This is a genomic window from Faecalimonas umbilicata, assembly GCF_042846195.1.
Lineage (GTDB): Bacteria > Bacillota > Clostridia > Lachnospirales > Lachnospiraceae > Faecalimonas > Faecalimonas umbilicata.
Genome location: NZ_AP031411.1, coordinates 1,114,764 through 1,134,844, shown reverse-complemented (window position 1 = coordinate 1,134,844; position 20,081 = coordinate 1,114,764). Strand labels below are relative to the sequence as shown.

At 44.4% G+C, this 20,081-nt stretch carries 17 protein-coding genes; 7 read left to right on the top strand and 10 right to left on the bottom strand.

Going from position 1 to position 20,081, the window contains the following annotated elements:
• Positions 1–42 precede the first annotated feature (42 nt).
• Complete coding sequence (locus tag ACGG81_RS05370; protein ID WP_207666980.1) at positions 43–1,359, bottom strand: DUF512 domain-containing protein; 1,317 nt, start codon at positions 1,357–1,359, stop codon at positions 43–45.
• Between the two features lie 224 nt (positions 1,360–1,583).
• On the opposite strand from ACGG81_RS05370, the gene ACGG81_RS05365 reads away from it, so the two are divergent.
• Positions 1,584–2,756, top strand: coding sequence for a ribose-phosphate pyrophosphokinase (locus ACGG81_RS05365; RefSeq protein WP_009262702.1), 1,173 nt, complete (start codon positions 1,584–1,586; stop codon positions 2,754–2,756).
• A 136-nt stretch (positions 2,757–2,892) separates the two neighbouring features.
• Here the strand turns inward: ACGG81_RS05365 and ACGG81_RS05360 are convergent, their stop codons facing one another.
• From ACGG81_RS05360 to ACGG81_RS05345, 4 genes are all read right to left on the bottom strand, one after another.
• The gene (locus tag ACGG81_RS05360; protein WP_390109992.1) at positions 2,893–4,230 is read right to left on the bottom strand and encodes a polysaccharide deacetylase family protein; all 1,338 of its coding nucleotides are present in this window, start codon (positions 4,228–4,230) and stop codon (positions 2,893–2,895) included.
• Between the two features lie 163 nt (positions 4,231–4,393).
• The gene (gene yajC / locus ACGG81_RS05355; RefSeq protein WP_008976120.1) at positions 4,394–4,699 is read right to left on the bottom strand and encodes a preprotein translocase subunit YajC; all 306 of its coding nucleotides are present in this window, start codon (positions 4,697–4,699) and stop codon (positions 4,394–4,396) included.
• A gap of 94 nt (positions 4,700–4,793) precedes the next feature.
• Entirely contained in the window at positions 4,794–5,927 is a 1,134-nt protein-coding gene (gene tgt, locus ACGG81_RS05350; protein WP_008976121.1) for a tRNA guanosine(34) transglycosylase Tgt, read from the bottom strand.
• A 17-nt stretch (positions 5,928–5,944) separates the two neighbouring features.
• Positions 5,945–7,834 carry a L,D-transpeptidase family protein gene (locus ACGG81_RS05345; protein WP_390109989.1) on the bottom strand — a complete coding sequence of 630 codons (1,890 nt, stop codon included), beginning with the start codon at positions 7,832–7,834 and terminating at the stop codon, positions 5,945–5,947.
• A gap of 117 nt (positions 7,835–7,951) precedes the next feature.
• Between ACGG81_RS05345 and aroC the strand changes: the two genes are divergently transcribed.
• From aroC to ACGG81_RS05315, 6 genes are all read left to right on the top strand, one after another.
• The gene (gene aroC / locus ACGG81_RS05340) at positions 7,952–9,052 is read left to right on the top strand and encodes a chorismate synthase (RefSeq protein ID WP_390109986.1); all 1,101 of its coding nucleotides are present in this window, start codon (positions 7,952–7,954) and stop codon (positions 9,050–9,052) included.
• Positions 9,053–9,396: 344 nt separating this feature from the next.
• A complete protein-coding gene (locus tag ACGG81_RS05335) occupies positions 9,397–9,936 on the top strand; it encodes a helix-turn-helix domain-containing protein (protein WP_016440220.1) in 540 nt (179 codons plus the stop codon).
• Between the two features lie 62 nt (positions 9,937–9,998).
• Positions 9,999–11,072: an ABC transporter ATP-binding protein gene (locus ACGG81_RS05330; RefSeq protein ID WP_008976125.1), complete on the top strand. Its 1,074-nt coding sequence runs from the start codon at positions 9,999–10,001 to the stop codon at positions 11,070–11,072.
• Positions 11,044–11,877 (top strand): ABC transporter permease, encoded by an 834-nt coding sequence (locus tag ACGG81_RS05325; protein WP_008976126.1) that lies wholly within the window; start codon positions 11,044–11,046, stop codon positions 11,875–11,877. Before ACGG81_RS05330 ends, ACGG81_RS05325 begins: the two co-directional genes overlap by 29 nt.
• A complete protein-coding gene (locus ACGG81_RS05320; protein WP_009262708.1) occupies positions 11,874–13,751 on the top strand; it encodes an extracellular solute-binding protein in 1,878 nt (625 codons plus the stop codon). The genes ACGG81_RS05325 and ACGG81_RS05320 overlap by 4 nt, the downstream gene beginning before the upstream one ends.
• On the top strand, positions 13,751–14,647 hold the full coding sequence (locus ACGG81_RS05315) for an RluA family pseudouridine synthase (RefSeq protein WP_016439198.1): 897 nt from the start codon (positions 13,751–13,753) through the stop codon (positions 14,645–14,647). The genes ACGG81_RS05320 and ACGG81_RS05315 overlap by 1 nt, the downstream gene beginning before the upstream one ends.
• Positions 14,648–14,739: 92 nt before the next feature.
• On the opposite strand, the gene ACGG81_RS05310 is transcribed toward ACGG81_RS05315, so the two are convergent.
• The 5 genes from ACGG81_RS05310 to rpoD are packed head-to-tail and all read right to left on the bottom strand — an operon-like array spanning position 14,740 to position 20,066.
• Positions 14,740–15,699, bottom strand: coding sequence for a glycerophosphodiester phosphodiesterase (locus ACGG81_RS05310; RefSeq protein WP_009262710.1), 960 nt, complete (start codon positions 15,697–15,699; stop codon positions 14,740–14,742).
• A 12-nt stretch (positions 15,700–15,711) separates the two neighbouring features.
• Positions 15,712–17,406, bottom strand: a complete 1,695-nt coding sequence (locus ACGG81_RS05305; RefSeq protein ID WP_390109979.1) for a nucleoside kinase — start codon at positions 17,404–17,406, stop codon at positions 15,712–15,714.
• Between the two features lie 13 nt (positions 17,407–17,419).
• Positions 17,420–18,199: a Nif3-like dinuclear metal center hexameric protein gene (locus tag ACGG81_RS05300; protein ID WP_009262712.1), complete on the bottom strand. Its 780-nt coding sequence runs from the start codon at positions 18,197–18,199 to the stop codon at positions 17,420–17,422.
• Between the two features lie 21 nt (positions 18,200–18,220).
• Positions 18,221–18,937 (bottom strand): tRNA (adenine(22)-N(1))-methyltransferase, encoded by a 717-nt coding sequence (locus tag ACGG81_RS05295; protein ID WP_390109976.1) that lies wholly within the window; start codon positions 18,935–18,937, stop codon positions 18,221–18,223.
• A gap of 16 nt (positions 18,938–18,953) precedes the next feature.
• The gene (rpoD, locus tag ACGG81_RS05290; protein WP_008976133.1) at positions 18,954–20,066 is read right to left on the bottom strand and encodes an RNA polymerase sigma factor RpoD; all 1,113 of its coding nucleotides are present in this window, start codon (positions 20,064–20,066) and stop codon (positions 18,954–18,956) included.
• Between the last annotated feature and the right edge of the window lie 15 nt (positions 20,067–20,081).

Sequence of the window (20,081 nt, the reverse complement as noted above, 5' to 3'; positions counted from 1 at the left end):
CTTATTTTATTATTTTCTTTTGTCTTTGTTCTGACAATTCACCTATATCTTCTCATCCAGAACTGCTTCGATGAGATCTTGTCCGCTTGATTTTACAATATCTATCTGCACTTGTAAAGCCTCTTTCAGCTGATCTAAGGTAACATCATCAAGAAATACTTCTTCGCCGTTTCTTAACATACAGCACGGCAGAAGCAATCTGCTTCCAAGCGGTCTGCCAGAAAGCTGTGCCTTCAGATCCTGCCCGGTGATCAGTCCCGCTACAGTGATCAGCTCTCCGAAGAAATCATTTCGAATCTCATAGAGATGGACAATCACATTTGGATATTTTGTCTGAAGTGTCTCAATCATTCTTTTTAAATACGGATACGCAAGTTTTCCGGTTGCCAGGGAAATCTCTGTCTCTCTGTCATCCCCGGACAATTTCTCAAATGCCTCCTGAAACTCGTTCTGCAAAAGTCTTGTAGTGCCGACTCCGTTTTCCAGCTGAAGGTAACCGTCGTAACGCTCTTCCTCCGGCATCTCCTCCCCGGCAAGAATGTACCATTCATCTCCTGCATGGATAAAGTGTGTTCCATATTCCTCATAGATTTTCTTCTGCCAACGGTGAATGATCGCAAGCACTTCCTTCGCCTCTTCTTTTGTAAATGGCTCCAACGGATACAGTCCGTCGCGGAATTTTGTCAATCCAACCGGAACGACCGATACACTCTGCAAATGTGGCAGATATGCTGTCATATCACGAATGCTCCGCTCCAGCTCCTCGCCGTCATTGATTCCTTTACAGAGCACGATCTGCCCATTCATCGTGATGCCACCCTCATAGAGTGTCTGTACCTTCTTCAGTGCATCCCCCGCAAACCGGTTGTGCAGCATCTTACACCGCAGTTCCGGGTTCGTTGTATGAAAGGAAATATTGATCGGCTCCAGATGATACTGTACGATCCGGTCAATATCATGATCACTCATATTTGTCAGCGTAATGTAATTTCCCTGCAGGAAGGAGAGTCTGGAATCATCATCTTTAAAATAAAGTGTCTCTCGCATTCCTTTCGGCATCTGGTCGATGAAGCAGAACATACATTTATTTCTGCAGGAACGATACTCGTCCATCAGCCCCTGCTCAAACTCGATCCCCAAATCTTCCTCATAGTCCTTCTCAATCTCCAGCTCCCACTCTTCTCCGTCCGGCTTCTCGATCAGAAGTACAAGTTCTTCGTCATTTACAAGATAATGGTAATCAAAAACATCCTCTATTTCCTTGTCATTGATACTGATCAGGCAGTCCCCCGGCTCCACGCCAAGTTCCCACGCAATACTTCCGTCCTCCACGGAACGGATGATATGTCTATGTTTCATATTGTCTTCTCCTAATTCTACTACTTCCAAACAAATACCGCCTGTATTTCGTCAAAATTTTTACATCTCTTTCGAAACATGCGTTTTCTGCCATATTTGTTTCTGGCTTCCTTTTATCATACTAGATTTTTAAGGAAAAAGCAATTTTTTACACCTCTTTCTTGCCCCACAGATCAAAAAGTGATATAAATGAAATGTCAATAAATTTTTTAACGGAGGCCATTATGCCAAATATTCAATTATTAGAAAAAACTCTTCCGGCGGCACCGCTTCGCATTGCAGCACTGGAAAGCTGTCTGCCGCTGGCACAAAAAGTCGACGACTACATCGTGACATTCCGGAAAAGTGCCCTGGAATCCATGCAGTCTTCTGCACTTTACGCAAACTACAAAAAGGATAGTTACCTTCTGAAAACTTCCTGCCCGCGTTTCGGCTCAGGAGAAGCAAAAGGAATGATCCACGAATCTGTCCGCGGTGCAGATTTATTTGTCATGGTAGATGTCTGCAATTACAGTCTGACTTATTCTGTCAACGGACATTTAAATCACATGTCCCCGGATGACCATTACCAGGATTTGAAACGTATCATTTCCGCAGCTACCGGAAAGGCGCACCGCATCAATGTGATCATGCCATTCCTCTATGAAAGCCGCCAGCATAAGCGCACAAAGCGAGAGTCTCTTGACTGTGCACTCGGACTGGAAGAACTGATCGATATGGGTGTCAGCAATATTCTCACCTTTGATGCCCACGACCCGCGCGTGCAGAACTCAATCCCACTGAAAGGATTTGACAACTTCAGCCCGGCATATCAGTTCATGAAAGCATTGTTCCGTGCAGAATCCGACTTAAAAGTAGACAAGGATCACCTGATGATCATCAGCCCGGACGAAGGTGCGATGCACAGAGCTGTCTATTTCTCAAACGTGCTCGGCGTAGACATGGGTATGTTCTATAAGAGAAGAGATTACTCTACAGTTGTCAACGGGAAAAATCCGATCGTTGCCCACGAATTTCTCGGAGATGACGTAAGTGGAAAAGACGTGATCATCCTCGACGATATGATTTCTTCCGGAGAAAGTATGTTAGACGTGGCAAAACAATTAAAAGACCGCCACGCAAACCGCGTATTTATCTGCACAACCTTCGGACTTTTCACAGAAGGATTGGGAAAATTTGATGAATACTATGAGAAAGGGTACATCGATCGCGTGATCACGACAAACCTCACTTACCTGCCTGCAGAGGCTTCTGAAAAGCCATATTTTGTTGTGGCAGATATGAGTAAGTTCCTTGCGTTGATCATTGATTCCTTGAATCACGACATTTCCATCGGTTCCGTATTAAATCCAACCGATAAAATCCACAGACTGTTGGAAACTTATAAAAAAAGATAACAAAAACTGCATCCACCACGATGTATCAAAAGAGGGAGATCACACAAATCAACGTGTATCTCCCTCTTCGTTTTATCTAACTGTCATACTTTTCCATTTATCAATTATTTTTCATACCCACACGGAAAGATGCATTTTATTGTTGCTGTTCGTTCACCTCTTCGTGGTGATACTCCCCTTCAAATACCTCTTCCTGTGGCTGTACTTTTGCCTCCCCAGACTCTGCGGCTCCCTGTGGGAAGGAATAATACTGATGACCATTCTCCAATACGACTCCTCTTGCCTCGGCAAGTTCACTGACTGTCACAAGCTGATATCCCTGCTCCACAAGCTTTGGAATCAACTCCAGTGCAGCATCAATCGTCGTGGAATGAATATCATGCATCAATACGATATCTCCATCTTTCACGGTATTCAGCACACTATCTACCGTCGCTTTTGCATTTTTTGTCTGCCAGTCCAGTGTATCCACAGACCACATAATAAATGGCATTTTCACAGTCTGTTTCAGTGTGTCACTGACTGCCCCATAAGGCGGCCGAAGTGTTGTAGTGCCATTTGCAACAAATCCGTTGATGATTCTGTTCGTACCATCCACCTCGTCTAAAATTCCCGCAGGATCCATCGTAGATAAGTTTGCATGTGTCATCGAATGGTTGGAAAGTTCACATCCCTGCTTTGCCATTCGCTTGATCAACTCCCCGTTGTTCTGTGCATTCTGCCCAAGCATGAAAAAGGTTGCTCGTGAGTTATATTTTTCCAATTGATCCAGCAATTCCCCGGTCCGCTTGCCTGGTCCGTCATCAAATGTCAGTGCAAGCATAGGTTTATTCAGATCAATAGAACTCTCTTCGGATTTCAATTTTCCATCTTTTGCAAATTGATAAGTTTTGACACCAATGCGCAGTTCTCCGGTTACCAGATTTCCTTCCCCGTCAAAATAGTATTTCTCTCCGTCATCTTCTACCCATCCATTTTGCACATAAGTTCCGTCCGGCTGCTTAAACTTCTTCCCGTCCCACTCGCCATATTTATTTTTTACAGTCAACGTACCATCCCGTGTCTCAAAAAATACGGACTGAGACAGTTCCCCTTCTAGTTTCTTCTGCAAATCATCTGAAAGTTTTATTTTGACCGGAAAGGTTCCTTCTTTTGTCCCGTCCGATTCACATTCCAACGTGTAGTCTTTCCCCTCTGTCAGACTTTCCATAAACTGCTGTGCCGTATACTGCTCTTTTTCATCCAACGTAGTCTTCATCGCACCTTCCCCATGAATATCCACGGAAAACTTTGGAAGTTCACTGTCCTGGTACATCGTCTCCGACTTCGCCTTCATAGAAATCACTGCCAGTCCACTCTTTTCAGAAGCCGCTGCCGTACTGAAAAGTATGACCGACAGCAGGCAAAGAACTACAATGCTGATCAGTTTCTTTTTAACGCGTTCCCGCTTGCGCGCGCGCTTTATCTGCCTCATAAATTTTGTACCCCCTAAACTTTTGTAACACTTTTTCTCTTTTCAGTATACACAATTTCCCACCAGACTGCAATCGTATTTCCCGCACATTTCATACACCTTTTCGAAGCAAAAATACCTTCCATTCCAGACAGCTTTCCGTCCAAAATGAAAGGTATTCTAATTATTCTTCGTTTACTTTTTCTACTTGAATAATTGCAGATTTCTGCATTGGGATACGACAGTTTCTGTTATTTCCAAACTCTACGATCACATCATCATCTGTGATATCGATCAGTACACCGTAAAATCCACTTGTTGTCAATACTGTATCTCCTACTTCCATAGAAGCAACCATCGCCTGAATTCTCTTCTGCTCTTTTCTCTGCGGGCGGAACAGAAAGAACCACATACCTCCGATCAGTACTGCATACACTAAGATAATGGAAAACATTCCACCAGCTCCACCTGACGCTAATAAACCATTCATACTAAATTCCTCCTACTTCTCAATTAAGCACTATTGCTATGATACACAATTTCTGCTGAGACATCAAGTTATTTTTAGAAATTTTATGATTTGTTTATATCTGTCCGCGTGTGAATCCTTCCAGTTTCTGCTTCTTGTACTCCTTATATCTTCCTTCCTCGATCGCTGTGCGGATTTCTTCCATCATATTGTTATAGAAATACAGATTATGCAGCACGCACAGACGCATACCAAGCATCTCTTTTGCTTTCAGCAAATGGCGGATATAGGCTCTGCTGTATTTGCGGCAGGCCGGACACTGACAACCTTCCTCGATCGGTCTGTCATCCAGCTCATATTTTGCATTGAACAGATTCATCTTTCCATGATTCGTGTAAACATGCCCATGTCTTCCATTTCTACTTGGGTAAACACAATCAAAGAAATCAACACCTCTGTCAACCGCCTCAAGAATATTTGCCGGCGTTCCAACTCCCATCAGATAAGTCGGCTTGTCCTGTGGAAGATATGGAACTGTCGCGTCAATGATCCGATACATGTCTTCATGGGATTCTCCCACTGCCAGTCCTCCGAGTGCATAACCATCCAGATCAAGTTCCGCGATCCGTTTCGCATGTTCGATGCGGATATCTTCATAAATACCACCTTGATTGATTCCAAACAGCATCTGCTGCTTGTTGATCGTATCTTCCAGGCTATTCAGCCTTGCCATCTCTTTTTTACAGCGCTCCAACCAGCGCACCGTGCGATCTACCGAGTGCTGGATATAGTTGCGGTCTGCCACACTGGACGGACATTCATCAAACGCCATCGCAATCGTAGATGCTAAATTGGACTGGATCTGCATACTCTCCTCTGGTCCCATGAAAATTTTCTTTCCATCGATGTGGGAGTGGAAGTATACGCCTTCCTCTTTGATCTTTCGCAATCCTGCAAGAGAAAAGACCTGAAATCCACCTGAATCTGTCAGAATCGGCTTATCCCACACCATAAATTTATGCAGTCCCCCGAGTTTTTTTACTACTTCATCTCCCGGCCGCACATGTAAATGATACGTGTTCGAAAGCTCTACCTGCGTCTTAATCCCTTGAAGATCTTCTGTGGAGACAGCACCTTTGATCGCTGCTGCTGTTCCCACATTCATAAATACCGGCGTCTCGATCACACCATGTACTGTTTTCAGTCTCCCTCTTTTGGCAAGACCATCTCTTTTTATTAATTGATACATTCTTTTTCTCCTCTGACTTAATAATGACAAATAACCGGAACTCCTGCACTGATCAAGTTCAGCAGCTGCCCCGCCTTATCAATCGGCATATTGATACATCCATGAGAACCGGCACTCTGATACAGACTGCCCCCAAATGCCGGCTGCCAGTCCGCATCGTGGAATCCGACTCCACTCCAGGTAAACTGCATCCAGTATCTTACTTCTTGTTTATAGATTGGTTCTCCTGTCTCCGGATCGTTCTCTCCGACAAGAATAGACGGACTTTCTTTATAAAGTACATCGTAGACCCCTTCTGGTGTTATCCTGTCCGGCGTCGGAAGTCCTGATACGATATCTGTCTCCAACACTACATTTCCATTCTGGATATACCACATATGCTGAGTAGATAAATCCACTTCTGCATACGTATTGCCCCAGTCTGTCGCACCAAATGACGCAGCACGTTTTTCATAGATAGGCTCTCTCTGTACCGGCTTTCCTCCGGCAATATCTGCCTTCAACTGCTCAATCTCTGCCGGCTCATCAATACTCCATCCATATGTACCGCCAGATACAGTCGCAGCTTTACCGGTTGGTGTCGTAAAACTTCTCGTCTTTCCTACTGTATCATATCTGGATGCGAGATCTCTTACATATGCAGAAATCCCATCCGTCGTAAATGTGACATTCATATTCTCATCGACTGTAATCCACTCTGCAAGCTTTGCCTTGTCAATTCCTTCCGGAGTCGCTCCCATCTGATAAGTGACCGTTCCTCCGAGGTACGAATTCATCTTATCTCTCGCCGCCACAACTTCAGGTGAATCTTCAGTAAATTTTGGCTTAAGGTAGCATCCTTCCTTTTCCAGATCCACCTCATGCTGGAATCCACTGATCTTCTCCTTGATCTTCTGGCGGAAGATTTCCTGATCCAACTGTGTGCCCTCTACCTCTTTTGTAATCACGAATGTATTCCCGTCAAATGTCGGCTTCGCAGATACTGACGGTGTCTGATTCTCCGACTTCATGCACTGAAGTCCACTGATCAATGCATCTAATGCCGCCTCATCGTACTGGACATCCACTTTCGCCTCTGCGCTTCCCTTTTGGAACAATGCCCGAATCCACAGAAACGCATTCTGATCTTTTACAATCTTCTCCAGTTCTTTCCCAGGAAGATATTCCAGAGAAATATCCTCTCCACTGATCACTTCTGTTCCGCCATCATTTTCCTTTAAGGTAAGTGTATAACCTTGTACCTGCTTCTCCATATAAGACTCTGCTTCTTTTACCGTCTTACCTGAAAAATCATTTCCGTTGATGGTTGTATTAAAATAAAAATGCTTTGTAAAATAGAAAGCAAATCCAAGGTAAACAAGCGCTGCCGCTCCAAGAATCCCTCCTGCGATAAACAATACCTTCTTCTTCATCTGCTCTTTCTTCTCGCTGCTTTTGCCATTTTTCTGATGATCCTGCTTTGCTGAATGGCTTCCTGATGAGTTCTTCGCGTTCTGTTTCAGCTGCATCTCAGAAGATCTTCTGCTCTCCTCCCTGTGCTGGGAATTCTTTTTAACAGATTCTTCCTGATGATTTCTTTTCTGCTCATGCTGCTTCTGTAGTTCTTTCCGCGCAAGATTCTTTGCCTTTTGTGTCCGTAACTCTTTTGGAAGTTCAGCCGTAAACTGCGCCTTCTGAAGATCAGATCTTTGGGCACGCGGCCGCGGATTCTTTCTTTTCTTTTCTTTCTTCTCTATCTCTTCTATATTCTCCTCATCCGGACCATCATCCAGACGATAGGAGAAGTATTCGATGTCATCTACACGCCCGTCTGCATGTCTGTTCCCAGATCCCTGGCGTCTTCTCTTATCATTCGTGCCGCCCATATAGTATCTATTTCCTTTCTCTAAACAATATCTAGTAAACATTATAATACGTCCCTTTCTAAAAGTACAGTATAAAATAAGCATTGCCACTTTTTTTAACTTCCTATATAATAATGACAAAAGTTTGTAATATTTTTGTCACGAAAGGAGTTTTTATATATGGCTGGTTCCTATTTTGGAAATTCATTCCGCATCACAACCTGGGGAGAATCCCACGGTCCGGCAATCGGTGTCGTCATCGATGGATGTCCTGCCGGACTTGCACTCTCCGCGAAAGAAATCCAGTGCTTTCTCGACCGCAGAAAGCCTGGTCAAAGCCGCTACACGACACAGCGAAACGAATCGGATCAAGTAGAAATCCTCTCCGGTGTATTTGAAGGACGTACGACCGGAACACCAATTTCATTAATTGTCCGCAATCAAGATCAACGCTCCAAAGATTACGGAAATATCGCTTCCTGCTACCGTCCCGGACATGCCGACTTTACTTTTGACAGCAAGTATGGATTCCGTGACTATCGCGGAGGTGGTCGTTCTTCCGGGCGTGAGACGATCGGCCGTGTCGCTGCCGGTGCTATTGCCTCCAAACTGCTCGCAGAAATGGGGATTACTATCATGGCTTACGCCAAGTCGATCGGACCTGTTACCGTTCCTACATCTGAATATCATCTGACTGAGATTATGGAAAATGCTCTGTATATGCCTAATAATACATATGCCGGACAGGCAGAAATATACTTAAAAGAATGTATGGAAAAACAGGATTCTTCCGGAGGAGTCATTGAATGTACCGTTCACGGAATGCCTGCCGGAATCGGTGAGCCTGTTTTTGAAAAGCTCGATGCCGCTCTCGCCAAAGCCGTTATGTCCATCGGTGCTGTCAAAGGTGTGGAGATTGGTGACGGTTTTCAGGCAGCCACTTCTCATGGAAGTATCAACAACGATGCCTTCACCTGCGAAAACGGCTCCATCTCAAAGCTGACAAATCATTCCGGCGGAATCCTCGGAGGAATGAGCGACGGCTCAGACATTGTCCTGCGCGCTGCATTTAAACCGACACCTTCTATTTCACAAGTACAGCAGACTGTGACAACTACATCTGAGAATATCGATCTTTCCATTCACGGACGCCATGATCCGATCATCGTTCCGCGTGCAGTCGTTGTCGTAGAGTCCATGGTGGCACTCACACTGATCGATCTGTTATTTGCCAACATGAGTTCCAGACTGGATAAGATTCTTTCCTTTTACAAAAGATAAGATCCAAAAGAATCTATAAGCTATTTTTAATAATATTTTTCGTTCGCGTATGATATTCTTTCAGACAATATTATACGCGAACGTTTTGTCTGTCTTCAGTTTAACAAATTTTTTTTACTTTTCTTTTCATTCTTTCTTAATCTTTTCTGAAATTCTTTTCTAAGCCCTATCACCTGCATAACCTATCAAGGCGGATAACCTTCAACAAAATCTGTTTTTCTTCATTTTCTGATTGACTATTACCTGAAATAGAGTATAATAATATAGGCACATTTGTTTAGAAATAGTAAACTTTTTGTTTATTTATAATAGTACTTATACGTATGGAAAGGATGTCCGTATATATGAATATAGGCAATAAACTCAGGGAATTGCGCATGGAGAAAGGACTTACGCAGGAAGAACTTGCCGATCGGGCAGAACTTTCGAAGGGATTTATCTCCCAGATAGAAAGAGATCTTACCTCCCCTTCGATTGCAACGCTGGTCGATCTACTGCAATGTCTCGGGACAAATCTGAAAGATTTCTTCTCCGATGACTCCGATGAGCAGATCGTATTTCCTAAAGAAGATTTCTTTGAAAAAACAGATGCGGAACTTCTCAACACCATCGAATGGATCATCCCGAATGCACAGAAGAATATGATGGAACCGATCCGTGTCACCTTACTCCCCGGAGGCTCCACTTACCCAGACAGACCCCACGAGGGAGAGGAATTCGGATATGTCCTTCAAGGAGTGATCCATATCCATCTCGGGCAGCGGGTATACACGGCCAAAAAGGGAGAGACTTTCTATTTTACCCCGAACTGTGAACATTCGATCAGTGCGGGAAAAAAGACTGGTGCAAAATTTATCTGGGTAAGCACACCACCCAGTTTTTAATTATTTCTAATTGTTTTCATGTACAAAACATCTATTTAACAAAACGAAGGAGGAGTGAGCATATGGCTAACAAATTAATTGATATTGTAAATGTATCAAAATCCTACGGGGACAATCTCGTCCTCGATGAACTCAACTTATATATCAGGGAGAATGAATTTCTGACACTGCTCGGACCGAGTGGATGCGGGAAGACAACTCTGCTCCGCATCCTGGGCGGATTTGAGAGCTGTGATTCCGGACACATTATTTTCGACGGAAAAAATATCAATAATGTCCCGCCAAATAAGCGACAGCTAAACACAGTCTTCCAGAAATATGCTCTGTTTTCCCACATGTCCATTGCAGAAAATATTGCATTTGGACTGAAGATCAAAGGGAAATCAAAAGCATATATCAATGACAAAATCCGCTATGCGCTAAAGCTTGTCAACCTCGATGGTTACGAAAACCGTACTCCGGACTCTTTAAGCGGCGGACAGCAGCAGCGGATCGCTATCGCCCGCGCGATCGTCAATGAGCCAAAAGTACTCCTGCTCGACGAACCTTTAGGCGCCCTCGACTTGAAATTGAGACAGGATATGCAGTATGAGCTGATCCGTCTGAAAAACGAACTCGGAATTACATTTATCTATGTTACCCACGACCAGGAGGAAGCGCTCACAATGTCCGACACCATCGTCGTGATGAATCAGGGATATATCCAGCAGATCGGTACGCCGGAAGATATCTACAACGAACCGGAAAATGCATTTGTCGCTGACTTCATTGGGGAAAGCAATATTCTTCCGGCTGTCATGGTCGAAGATAAACTGGTAAAAATTCTCGGCGTCAATTTCCCATGTGTTGATGTGGGATTTGGAAAAAACAAACCAGTCGATGCTGTGATCCGCCCGGAAGATATTGATCTTGTAAAACCAGAAGAAGGACTTCTCGAGGGAGTCGTGACACACCTGATCTTCAAAGGCGTTCACTATGAGATGGAAGTTTCCGCAAATAACTTTGACTGGCTTGTACATAGTACAGACATGGTTCCGGTCGGCACGACTGTTGGAATCAAAGTAGACCCATTTGATATCCAGATTATGAAAAAGCCAGAATCTGAAGATGAGGAGGCGGTTCCAGTTGAAGAGTAAAAAATTACTTGCCGGACCGTACTTATTCTGGTCGGTATCTTTTATCATCATCCCGCTTCTGATGATCTTCTATTATGGGCTGACAGATCAGGATGGTGCCTTTACCTTTGCAAACCTTGCAAAGATTACAACACCGGAGAACTTAAAAGCGCTCGGACTTGCGCTTCTTTTGTCTCTGATCAGTACTTTAATCTGCCTTGTCATGGCATATCCACTGGCGATGATCCTCGCCTCCATGAATGTCAACCAGACAAGCTTTATTGTATTGATCTTCATCCTTCCGATGTGGATGAATTTTTTGCTCCGCACGCTCGCATGGCAGACTTTATTAGAAAAGAATGGTGTGATCAACAGTATTCTGTCGTTTTTCCACCTGCCGCAGCTTGCGATCATCAACACACCTTATGCGATCATTCTTGGTATGGTCTATAACTTTTTGCCATTTATGGTACTTCCGATCTACAACGTGCTCGTAAAGATTGACAAAGATGTGATCAATGCCGCACGAGATCTCGGCGCAAACAACCGTCAGACCTTCTTTAAAATCATACTGCCATTGACCGTTCCGGGAATCATCAGCGGAATTACCATGGTATTTGTTCCGGCGCTCACAACCTTCGTCATCTCCGATCTTCTTGGTGGAAGTAAAATCCTTCTGATTGGAAATGTCATCGAGCAGGAATTTAAACAAGGAAGCAACTGGCATGTCGGCTCCGGACTTTCACTCGTGCTGATGATCTTCATTATTTTAAGTATGGCTCTCATCGCCAAATATGATAAAGACGGGGAGGGAACTGCATTTTGATTAAAAATACATTACAGAAAATCTACCTGGGGCTTATTTTCATTTTACTTTATGCCCCAATCATTACCCTTGTCGTGCTGTCTTTCAACAATTCCAAGACACGCGCCAAATGGGGGGGCTTTACCGGAAAATGGTACGTTGCCCTTTTTCAGAATGAGCAGATTATGAATGCGCTCTACACAACATTGATCATCGCCCTTCTTTCGGCGCTGATTGCCACACTCATCGGAACCGCCGCCGCGATCGGTATTCAGGCAATGCGAAAAAGAGTCCGTACAGCGATGATGGCTGTCACCAATATCCCGATGCTAAATGCAGATATCGTGACTGGAATTTCCTTAATGCTCTTATTTATCGCATTCCGCTTTTCACTTGGATTTGCAACGATCCTCATGGCACACATTACGTTCAACATTCCTTATGTCATCTTAAGTGTCATGCCAAAATTAAAGCAGACAAACCGTCGGACTTATGAAGCTGCACTGGATCTTGGAGCCTCTCCAATCTATGCATTTTTCAAAGTAGTTTTCCCGGATATCCTTCCGGGTGTCTTCTCGGGATTCCTGCTTGCCTTTACGATGTCCCTTGATGATTTTGTCATCACTCACTTTACAAAAGGACCAGGCGTGGACACACTGTCCACAAAAATTTACAGTGAAGTTCGAAAAGGGATCAAACCGGAGATGTATGCGCTTTCGACCTTGTTGTTTGTATCCGTGCTAATCTTGCTGATTCTCGTCAATGTTTCTCCTTCTTCCAAAGAAGGCAGCACCAGAAAATATGTCAGCAAAAAAAGTAAAGCTGCCCGCTTTGTATTCCGGCGCCTCGTTCCTGCAGTTATGGCAATCGTGATCATCGCCGGAGGATTTTTCTACGGTTCAAAGAGATCCGTCAGTGGTGATAATCAGGTAATTGTCTACAACTGGGGAGAATACCTTGACCCGGAAGTAATCACTATGTTTGAGGAAGAAACCGGCATCTCGGTTGTCTATGAAGAATACGAAACAAACGAAATCATGTATCCAAAAGTGCAGTCCGGCGCCATCGCCTACGATGTTGTCTGCCCATCCGACTATATGATCCAGCGCATGATCGAGAATGACTTGCTCGCAGAAATTAATTTTGATCATATTCCAAATATAAAAAACATTGGCACACAGTATATGGAGCAATCCCGCCAGTTTGATGCGGAAAATAAATATTCTGTTCCGTACTGCTGGGGTACTGTCGGAATCCTCTATAACAAAAAAATGGTTAAGGAACCGATCGACAGCTGGTCTGTCCTCTGGGACGAAACATACAAAGACAATATTTTGATGCAGGACAGTGTCCGCGATGCATTTGCTGTTGCTCTGAAATACCTTGGATATTCTTTAAACTCCACAGACCTAGATGAGCTTGAAGCTGCAAAAGCACTGTTGATCGAACAGAAACCGCTTGTGCAGGCATATGTAATTGACCAGGTCCGCGATAAGATGATCGGAAATGAAGCCGCCATTGGTGTTATCTATTCCGGAGAGGCTATTTATACCCAGCTGGAAAATCCGGATCTGGAATATGTGATTCCAAAAGAGGGCTCCAACGTATGGATCGACTCCTGGGTCATTCCAAAAAATGCAAAGCACAAAGAAAATGCAGAGGCATTTATCAACTTCCTCTGCCGTCCAGACATCGCCAAGATGAACTTCGACTACATTACTTACTCAACACCTAACATAGAAGCAAGAAAACTGATCGAAGATCCTGCAATCCGCAACAGCACTATCGCATTTCCGGATGCTTCTGAATTAGAACGGTGTGAGACATTCCAGTTCCTCGGCGACGAGAACGATGTGCTATACAATGAATTATGGAGGGAGATTAAATCAAAATAATGAAACGGACATTTACCTATCCGATCCATCATGAAATGGCCGGCATGACGATCCAGTCTTTCCTAAAGCAACAGCAGTATTCCAGTCAGGTGATCACGCATTTAAAGCGGACACCTGACGGCATCTGCCGAAACGGTGTCTGGGCACGGGTACACGAAGTGCTGCAAAGTGGAGATCTTCTTACGATTTCCATCGCGGAAGAAACTTCCTCAGAGCACATCGTTCCCGTGCCTCTTCCATTTCCAATCGTATACGAGGACGAAGATCTGCTTGTGATCAATAAGCCTTCCGGCATGCCGATTCATCCTTCTCAGGGAAATTATGAGAATACGCTCGCCAATGCTGCTGCTTACTACTTTGCTTCTCAGAACATTCCTTTCACCTACCGCTGTATCAACCGCTTAGACCGGGATACTACCGGGCTTCTGATCATTGCCAAACATATGTACAGCGCTTCTCTTTTGTCCAATATGGTCGCCAGACGAGAGATTCATCGAGAATATCTTGCCGCTGCCACCGGTCTTGTCGAAGAGTCTGGGATGATTGAAGCACCGATTGGGCGGGCAAACGGTTCTACCATCGAGCGCTGTGTCGATTTCGCGCACGGTGATTATGCCTGCACCCATTTTCACCGGCTTGCTTATCAAAATGGGTATTCTCTCGTTTCTCTCAAACTAGAGACCGGGCGCACCCACCAGATCCGTGTTCATATGAAATATATTGGGCATCCGCTTCCGGGAGATTTTCTCTACCATCCAGAGGATCACTGTATAGACCGTCAGGCACTGCACTCTTACCGACTCTCCTTTATCCATCCAATCACAAAACAGTCACTGACCTTCACAGCACCTCTGCCAGAAGATATGCAGGCAATTTTTCAAAAGACCACAACGTAAAAATGAGCGTGACGTAAAATAGATTTCTTATGAAATCCCTTATTTTACGCCACGCTCATTTACTATAGTTCTATCTTTTTTACATATTCCATCTAAGTGGAAAGATCGTCCGTCGTCAGAAAATCAATCTCCTGATTGGTCCACTCTTGCTTTTCCCAGCTTTCATTGTATGTCCAGACGTTGATACTGATTCCCTTGTCTTTTGCATAGGCTACCATATCGCTGCTGATTCTGGATGCTGCAATCCCACTGTGGGACAATTCTGCCATTTGGTCGATTGTTTCCTGCGTCCCTTCCTCCACCAGATATTTGATACGGATAATCTCAGAACATTCCCGGATCTTCTTTAGCTGATCCAGACTGCCGCTTAGACATACCACGGAATCTTCCATCCCAAGTTCCTGTATTTTTTGCACAAGCGAAATAATATCTTCTACAGAAGTAAACTTAAGATCTAACACAGCATTTGCACCACTCTGTCGACATACTTCCAAAAATTCCTCCATGGTCGGCACCCATGCATATGGATATGCCCAACTGTTGCTGCCACTGTCAATTGTCAGCATCTGGATCTCATCTAAGGTCATCTCCGCAATCACTCCGGTTCCATCGGTCATGCGATCTACAGTTGGATCGTGCATACATACAAATGCCCCATCTGCAGTCCGGTGAATATCTGCCTCAATTCCCCATGCACCACTCTGCGCTGCCAGTTCATAGGCAGGAAGCGTATTTTCCGGTGCCTCAGAACTGTACCCACGATGTGCAATGACCTTTGTTCCACTATTTTTTACTGCAAGTTCTGTCGTCTGTTCCAATGCCTGTTCTATATTCCCTCCAAGCAGCGGTACTGCTTTTTCCACTGTAGTTTCCGGAAGTATCCTTGCCTTCAAGTCTAACGTATAGCTTCTACTATACACAAAGATCCCTGCAGCCACACAGAGGATTGCCCCGGCGGTACATCCGAGAAATATCTTCTGCCTCCGCACCTTTCTGCGCCGCAGTTCCTTCATTCGTTTGAGCTTCTGCTCTCTCAATGTATATTCTGACATGACTGTCACCTGCTATACTTGAAAACATCCGCCGCCGACAAATTCTCGAAGAAGCGAGTTTTTCGGAATATTTTCGCTTCCGACACCGACAAAATACTCGAGGAACTTCAGAAGTCTTTTTGCTTCTGTATACTCTTCACACTCTTTGTCGATACCAAATAAAATCGGCTCTGCATACTGCTTTAACACTGCCAGTTCATAAATCAGCGCAGAGTTAAACATAACATCTGCATCTTCCTGATAAGGGAAAATATTTTCCTCCTCCCCGCGTCTGACAGAAGGCCACATCCGGATTGTCTGTTGGGCAGAAGTTCCCCGCGTTCTCGCATCTCTTACCAGTCTGCGGATCAGACGACCGTCTGTCGTAGGAATCCGGTTGTGCTCATCGATATTTAACTGTGTCAATGCACTGATGTAAATTTTAAATTTATTTTCTGCTGCCAGCTTATAAGTCATCGCATCATTCAGACAGTGGATTCCTTCGATGACAAGGACATCATTTGCCCCAAGCTTTTTCGGCCTCGAAATATATTCTCGCTTTCCAGTCTTAAAATTAAATGTCGGAAGCTGTACTTCCTTTCCTCCCAGAAGATCTGTCATGTCTTGATTAAATTTCTCTAGATCAATCGCCTCCAGACATTCAAAATTGTAGTTACCGTTCTCATCCTTCGGCGTCAGTTCCCGGTCTACAAAATAATTGTCAACCGCGATCGGATGCGGCACAAGCCCATTGACTCTGAGCTGTACAGACAGTCTGTGGGAAAAAGTAGTCTTTCCCGAAGAGGACGGCCCTGCGATCAAAATAAAACGCACTTCCGGTCTGGCTGCGATCTGCGCTGCAATCGAGGCAATCTTACTTTCCTGAAGCGCCTCCTGCACAAGCATCTCCTCAAGGATATCCCCCTTTGTGATAATGTCATTCAGCTCTCCGACCGTCTCAATTCCCTGCATATCTCCCCATCTTGTAGATTCCTTCAACACCTGGAATAATTTATTCTGAGGTACAAACGGCGGCACCTCTTTTGGCGCTGACGCTACCGGCATTTGGATAACAAATCCTTCATCATATAAATGCAGTTCAAAATATTTCAAGTATCTTGTGCTCGGAAGCATATACCCATAGTAGTAATCTTCGAACTCATTCAAACTGTACAGATTCACTTTCGATCCTCTCCGATACTCAAAAAGCTTCTCTTTATCCACCATCCCGTACTGGTGAAAAAGCGCTGTGGCATCCGGTGTCGATACACTTCTCTTTTTAATCGGTATGTCTGCTTCTACGATATCCCGCATACGGATTGTCACCCGGTTTAAGAAATCCTGATTGACGACAACATTCCCCTCTACTTTGCAATAATACCCTTTGCTTACAGAATAGAGGATTCTCACTTTATCTATATTTTCATGCCCTGCCACGTTATAAACAGCCTTCACAAGCAAAAGGCTCATACTCCTTCTGTAAGTCTGGTTTCCAATTGCCTCACCGGTTGTGACAAACTTTAATACACAGTCTTTCTTTAACTTTTTCCCAAGCTCCTGAAGACGGTTGTCTACAAAAACAAGCACAATATCATTTTCATACTCTGCCTGAAAATCTTCTGAAATCTTCTCATAAGTTGTCCCCGCTTCATACTGGCGGAGTACCTTCCCAACCTGAACGGTATATCTCTGTTGTTCCACCTGTTTCCCTTCTTTCTTCTCTGTCATCTTACATTCTATGCTACACAACAGAAAACGGATGACTGATCGGAGCACACTTGATATCCAGTTTTTCAAATCTTTCTTCCAAAAACTTTCTCATGTCCTCTATAAAAATATGTTCCATTCCATAATGCCCGGCATCCATGATCGTAAGTCCCTGCGCCTCAGCATCTATTCCAGAATGATGATCAATATCTCCGGTAATCAGCACCTCTGCTTTCTTTCTGATCGCCTCCCCGATTACACTCTTCCCAGATCCTGGGCAGACCGCCACTCTCTGAATTTTTCTGTCCAAATCCCCAAACACTTTTATGTTCGAAAGGGCAAACCGCTCTTTGACAAGTTCACAGCATTCCCTCACAGTCATCGCACTTGCAAACTGCCCGGATTTTCCGATTCCTTTCTCTGGTTCTTTTGGCTCAGTCTGTTCCAACACCTCTATGGACTGTAAGCCTAGACGGTTGGCCGCAAGATCTGCCATCCGCAGTACATCATAGTTCGTATGCATCGCATAATAGGAAATATCGTGCTGCAGCAATTGTACAACACGATTTCCAATAAAATCCTGATCTGAAATTTTCTTTAACCCCTTAAAAATCAATGGATGATGCGTAATGAGTAAATCTGCCTTCACCCGAACCGCTTCCCGGATTACTTCCTCGGTCACATCCAGCGCAAGATAAACGCTTTTCACCTCTTTGTTGGCTCGTCCGACAAGAAGCCCTACATTATCCCACTCACATGCATACGAAACCGGATATACTTCTTCGATTTTCTCTGTCAATTCCTTACAAAGCATCGCTCTTTCCTCCCGTTTCTTCTATTTCTTTTTCTTTCCCCCAGATTCCCACTGTCCTAAGATTCCTTCTACACATGCAGTCTCCTTCTGCAGTGCTTCTCTTCTCTGGCAAATATGATCACCACTTTTATCGTCCAATTCTCTTAATACCTTTCGCTTCATATCCAGCTCTCTATGAAGAAAGCTTTGGAGTACCGGATGCCTCTGAGAAAGAAGTTCTTTTCCATAACATGCCTCTTCTTTCGTCAGTGTATACGGACTTCCCGGACACACTTTCATGATCGGATAAAATTTGCCTTCCTCCAGCACCATGTCTTCAGCAAGTATTTCATACCCCTGCTCTGCCAAATATTCCCGAACTTTATAAAGTTCCGACTGGGGCTGTAAGATCAGCGCTTTCAAACTTCTTGCTGTCGCACTGCTCTCCTCCAAGATCTTGATCGTCAATGCTCCGCCCATTCCGGCAATAATCGCACAATCTGCCTCTTCTGCCTTTAGCTCTTTCATCCCGTCAGACCTTCTTGTATCGATCTTTTCAGAAAGCTCTGCCGCCTGAATATGTGCTCTTGCGCGGTCAAGCGGTCCGATATTGATATCCATCGCAACTGCTCTCGGACATCTTCCCTCCTGCACAAGTGCGATTGGAATATACCCGTGGTCTGTTCCGATGTCTGCTACAACCATCCCATCATCCACGAGATCTGCCACAGCACGCAGCCGTTCTGATAATTCTGTCATCACTTTTCCTTCCTCTCTAGTCAAGATAATCTCTCAACTTCCGGCTTCTGCTTGGATGACGAAGCTTTCTCAGCGCTTTTGCCTCAATCTGACGAATTCTCTCTCTTGTGACATCAAATTCTTTTCCAACTTCTTCCAGTGTTCTTGCACGTCCATCATTCATACCAAAACGAAGTCTTAACACTTTCTGCTCTCTGTCTGTCAGTGTACTGAGCACTTCATCCAGCTGTTCCTTCAAAAGGGTTGCTGCGGCAGCCTCTGCCGGAACCGGAACATTATCATCCTGAATGAAATCGCCAAGATGACTGTCTTCTTCCTCACCGATCGGTGTTTCCAAAGATACCGGCTCCTGGGAAATCTTAAGAATTTCTCTGACTCTGTCCACCGGCATATCAAGTTCTTTTGCAATCTCCTCCGGAAGCGGTTCTCTTCCAAGTTCCTGAAGCAGTTGTCTGGATACACGGATCAGTTTATTGATTGTCTCTACCATGTGCACCGGGATACGGATCGTTCTCGCCTGATCTGCAATGGCTCTTGTGATTGCCTGACGGATCCACCATGTCGCATAAGTACTGAATTTAAATCCTTTATTGTAGTCAAATTTCTCTACTGCCTTGATCAGACCGAGATTTCCTTCCTGAATCAAATCCAGGAACAGCATTCCTCTTCCAACGTATCTCTTTGCAATGCTGACAACAAGACGGAGGTTTGCCTCTGCAAGACGCTTTTTCGCATCTTCATCGCCTTCTTCCATTCTTCTTGCAAGTTCGATTTCTTCCTCTGCACTTAACAGCGGTACTTTTCCGATTTCTTTCAGATACATCCGGACCGGATCTTCAATGCTGATTCCATCCGGCACTGAGAGGTCGATTTTCTCCATATCCACCTCATCTTCCTCTGTGAGCATGATCTCGATATCATCGTCGTCCTCATCGCCCTCTCCGATTCTAAGCACATCGATATTGCTCGCCTCAAGCGCCTCAAACACCTTATCCATCTGCTCAGAATCCAGTTCCATATCTGAAAAGAAATCATTGATCTCCTGTAATTCCAGAATGCTTTTCTTCTTTTTCCCAAGTGCAATGAGTTCTTTTACTTTCTCAATCAGTTTTAATGTATTTTCTTCCATTCGTGTCTATCCTCC

What these genes read in the sequence shown, in the direction of transcription:
- tgt (WP_008976121.1), bottom strand. Translation starts at nt 5,927, where the DNA reads ATGTATCAATTAATAAAAAGAGATGGTCTTGCCAAAAGAGGGAGACTG.
- ACGG81_RS05330 (WP_008976125.1), top strand. Translation starts at nt 9,999, where the DNA reads ATGGCTAACAAATTAATTGATATTGTAAATGTATCAAAATCCTACGGG.
- ACGG81_RS05305 (WP_390109979.1), bottom strand. Translation starts at nt 17,406, where the DNA reads ATGACAGAGAAGAAAGAAGGGAAACAGGTGGAACAACAGAGATATACC.
- ACGG81_RS05300 (WP_009262712.1), bottom strand. Translation starts at nt 18,199, where the DNA reads ATGCTTTGTAAGGAATTGACAGAGAAAATCGAAGAAGTATATCCGGTT.
- aroC (WP_390109986.1), top strand. Translation starts at nt 7,952, where the DNA reads ATGGCTGGTTCCTATTTTGGAAATTCATTCCGCATCACAACCTGGGGA.
- ACGG81_RS05295 (WP_390109976.1), bottom strand. Translation starts at nt 18,937, where the DNA reads ATGACAGAATTATCAGAACGGCTGCGTGCTGTGGCAGATCTCGTGGAT.
- ACGG81_RS05370 (WP_207666980.1), bottom strand. Translation starts at nt 1,359, where the DNA reads ATGAAACATAGACATATCATCCGTTCCGTGGAGGACGGAAGTATTGCG.
- yajC (WP_008976120.1), bottom strand. Translation starts at nt 4,699, where the DNA reads ATGAATGGTTTATTAGCGTCAGGTGGAGCTGGTGGAATGTTTTCCATT.
- rpoD (WP_008976133.1), bottom strand. Translation starts at nt 20,066, where the DNA reads ATGGAAGAAAATACATTAAAACTGATTGAGAAAGTAAAAGAACTCATT.
- ACGG81_RS05315 (WP_016439198.1), top strand. Translation starts at nt 13,751, where the DNA reads ATGAAACGGACATTTACCTATCCGATCCATCATGAAATGGCCGGCATG.
- ACGG81_RS05325 (WP_008976126.1), top strand. Translation starts at nt 11,044, where the DNA reads ATGAGGAGGCGGTTCCAGTTGAAGAGTAAAAAATTACTTGCCGGACCG.
- ACGG81_RS05360 (WP_390109992.1), bottom strand. Translation starts at nt 4,230, where the DNA reads ATGAGGCAGATAAAGCGCGCGCGCAAGCGGGAACGCGTTAAAAAGAAA.
- ACGG81_RS05365 (WP_009262702.1), top strand. Translation starts at nt 1,584, where the DNA reads ATGCCAAATATTCAATTATTAGAAAAAACTCTTCCGGCGGCACCGCTT.
- ACGG81_RS05345 (WP_390109989.1), bottom strand. Translation starts at nt 7,834, where the DNA reads ATGTTTACTAGATATTGTTTAGAGAAAGGAAATAGATACTATATGGGC.
- ACGG81_RS05310 (WP_009262710.1), bottom strand. Translation starts at nt 15,699, where the DNA reads ATGTCAGAATATACATTGAGAGAGCAGAAGCTCAAACGAATGAAGGAA.
- ACGG81_RS05335 (WP_016440220.1), top strand. Translation starts at nt 9,397, where the DNA reads ATGAATATAGGCAATAAACTCAGGGAATTGCGCATGGAGAAAGGACTT.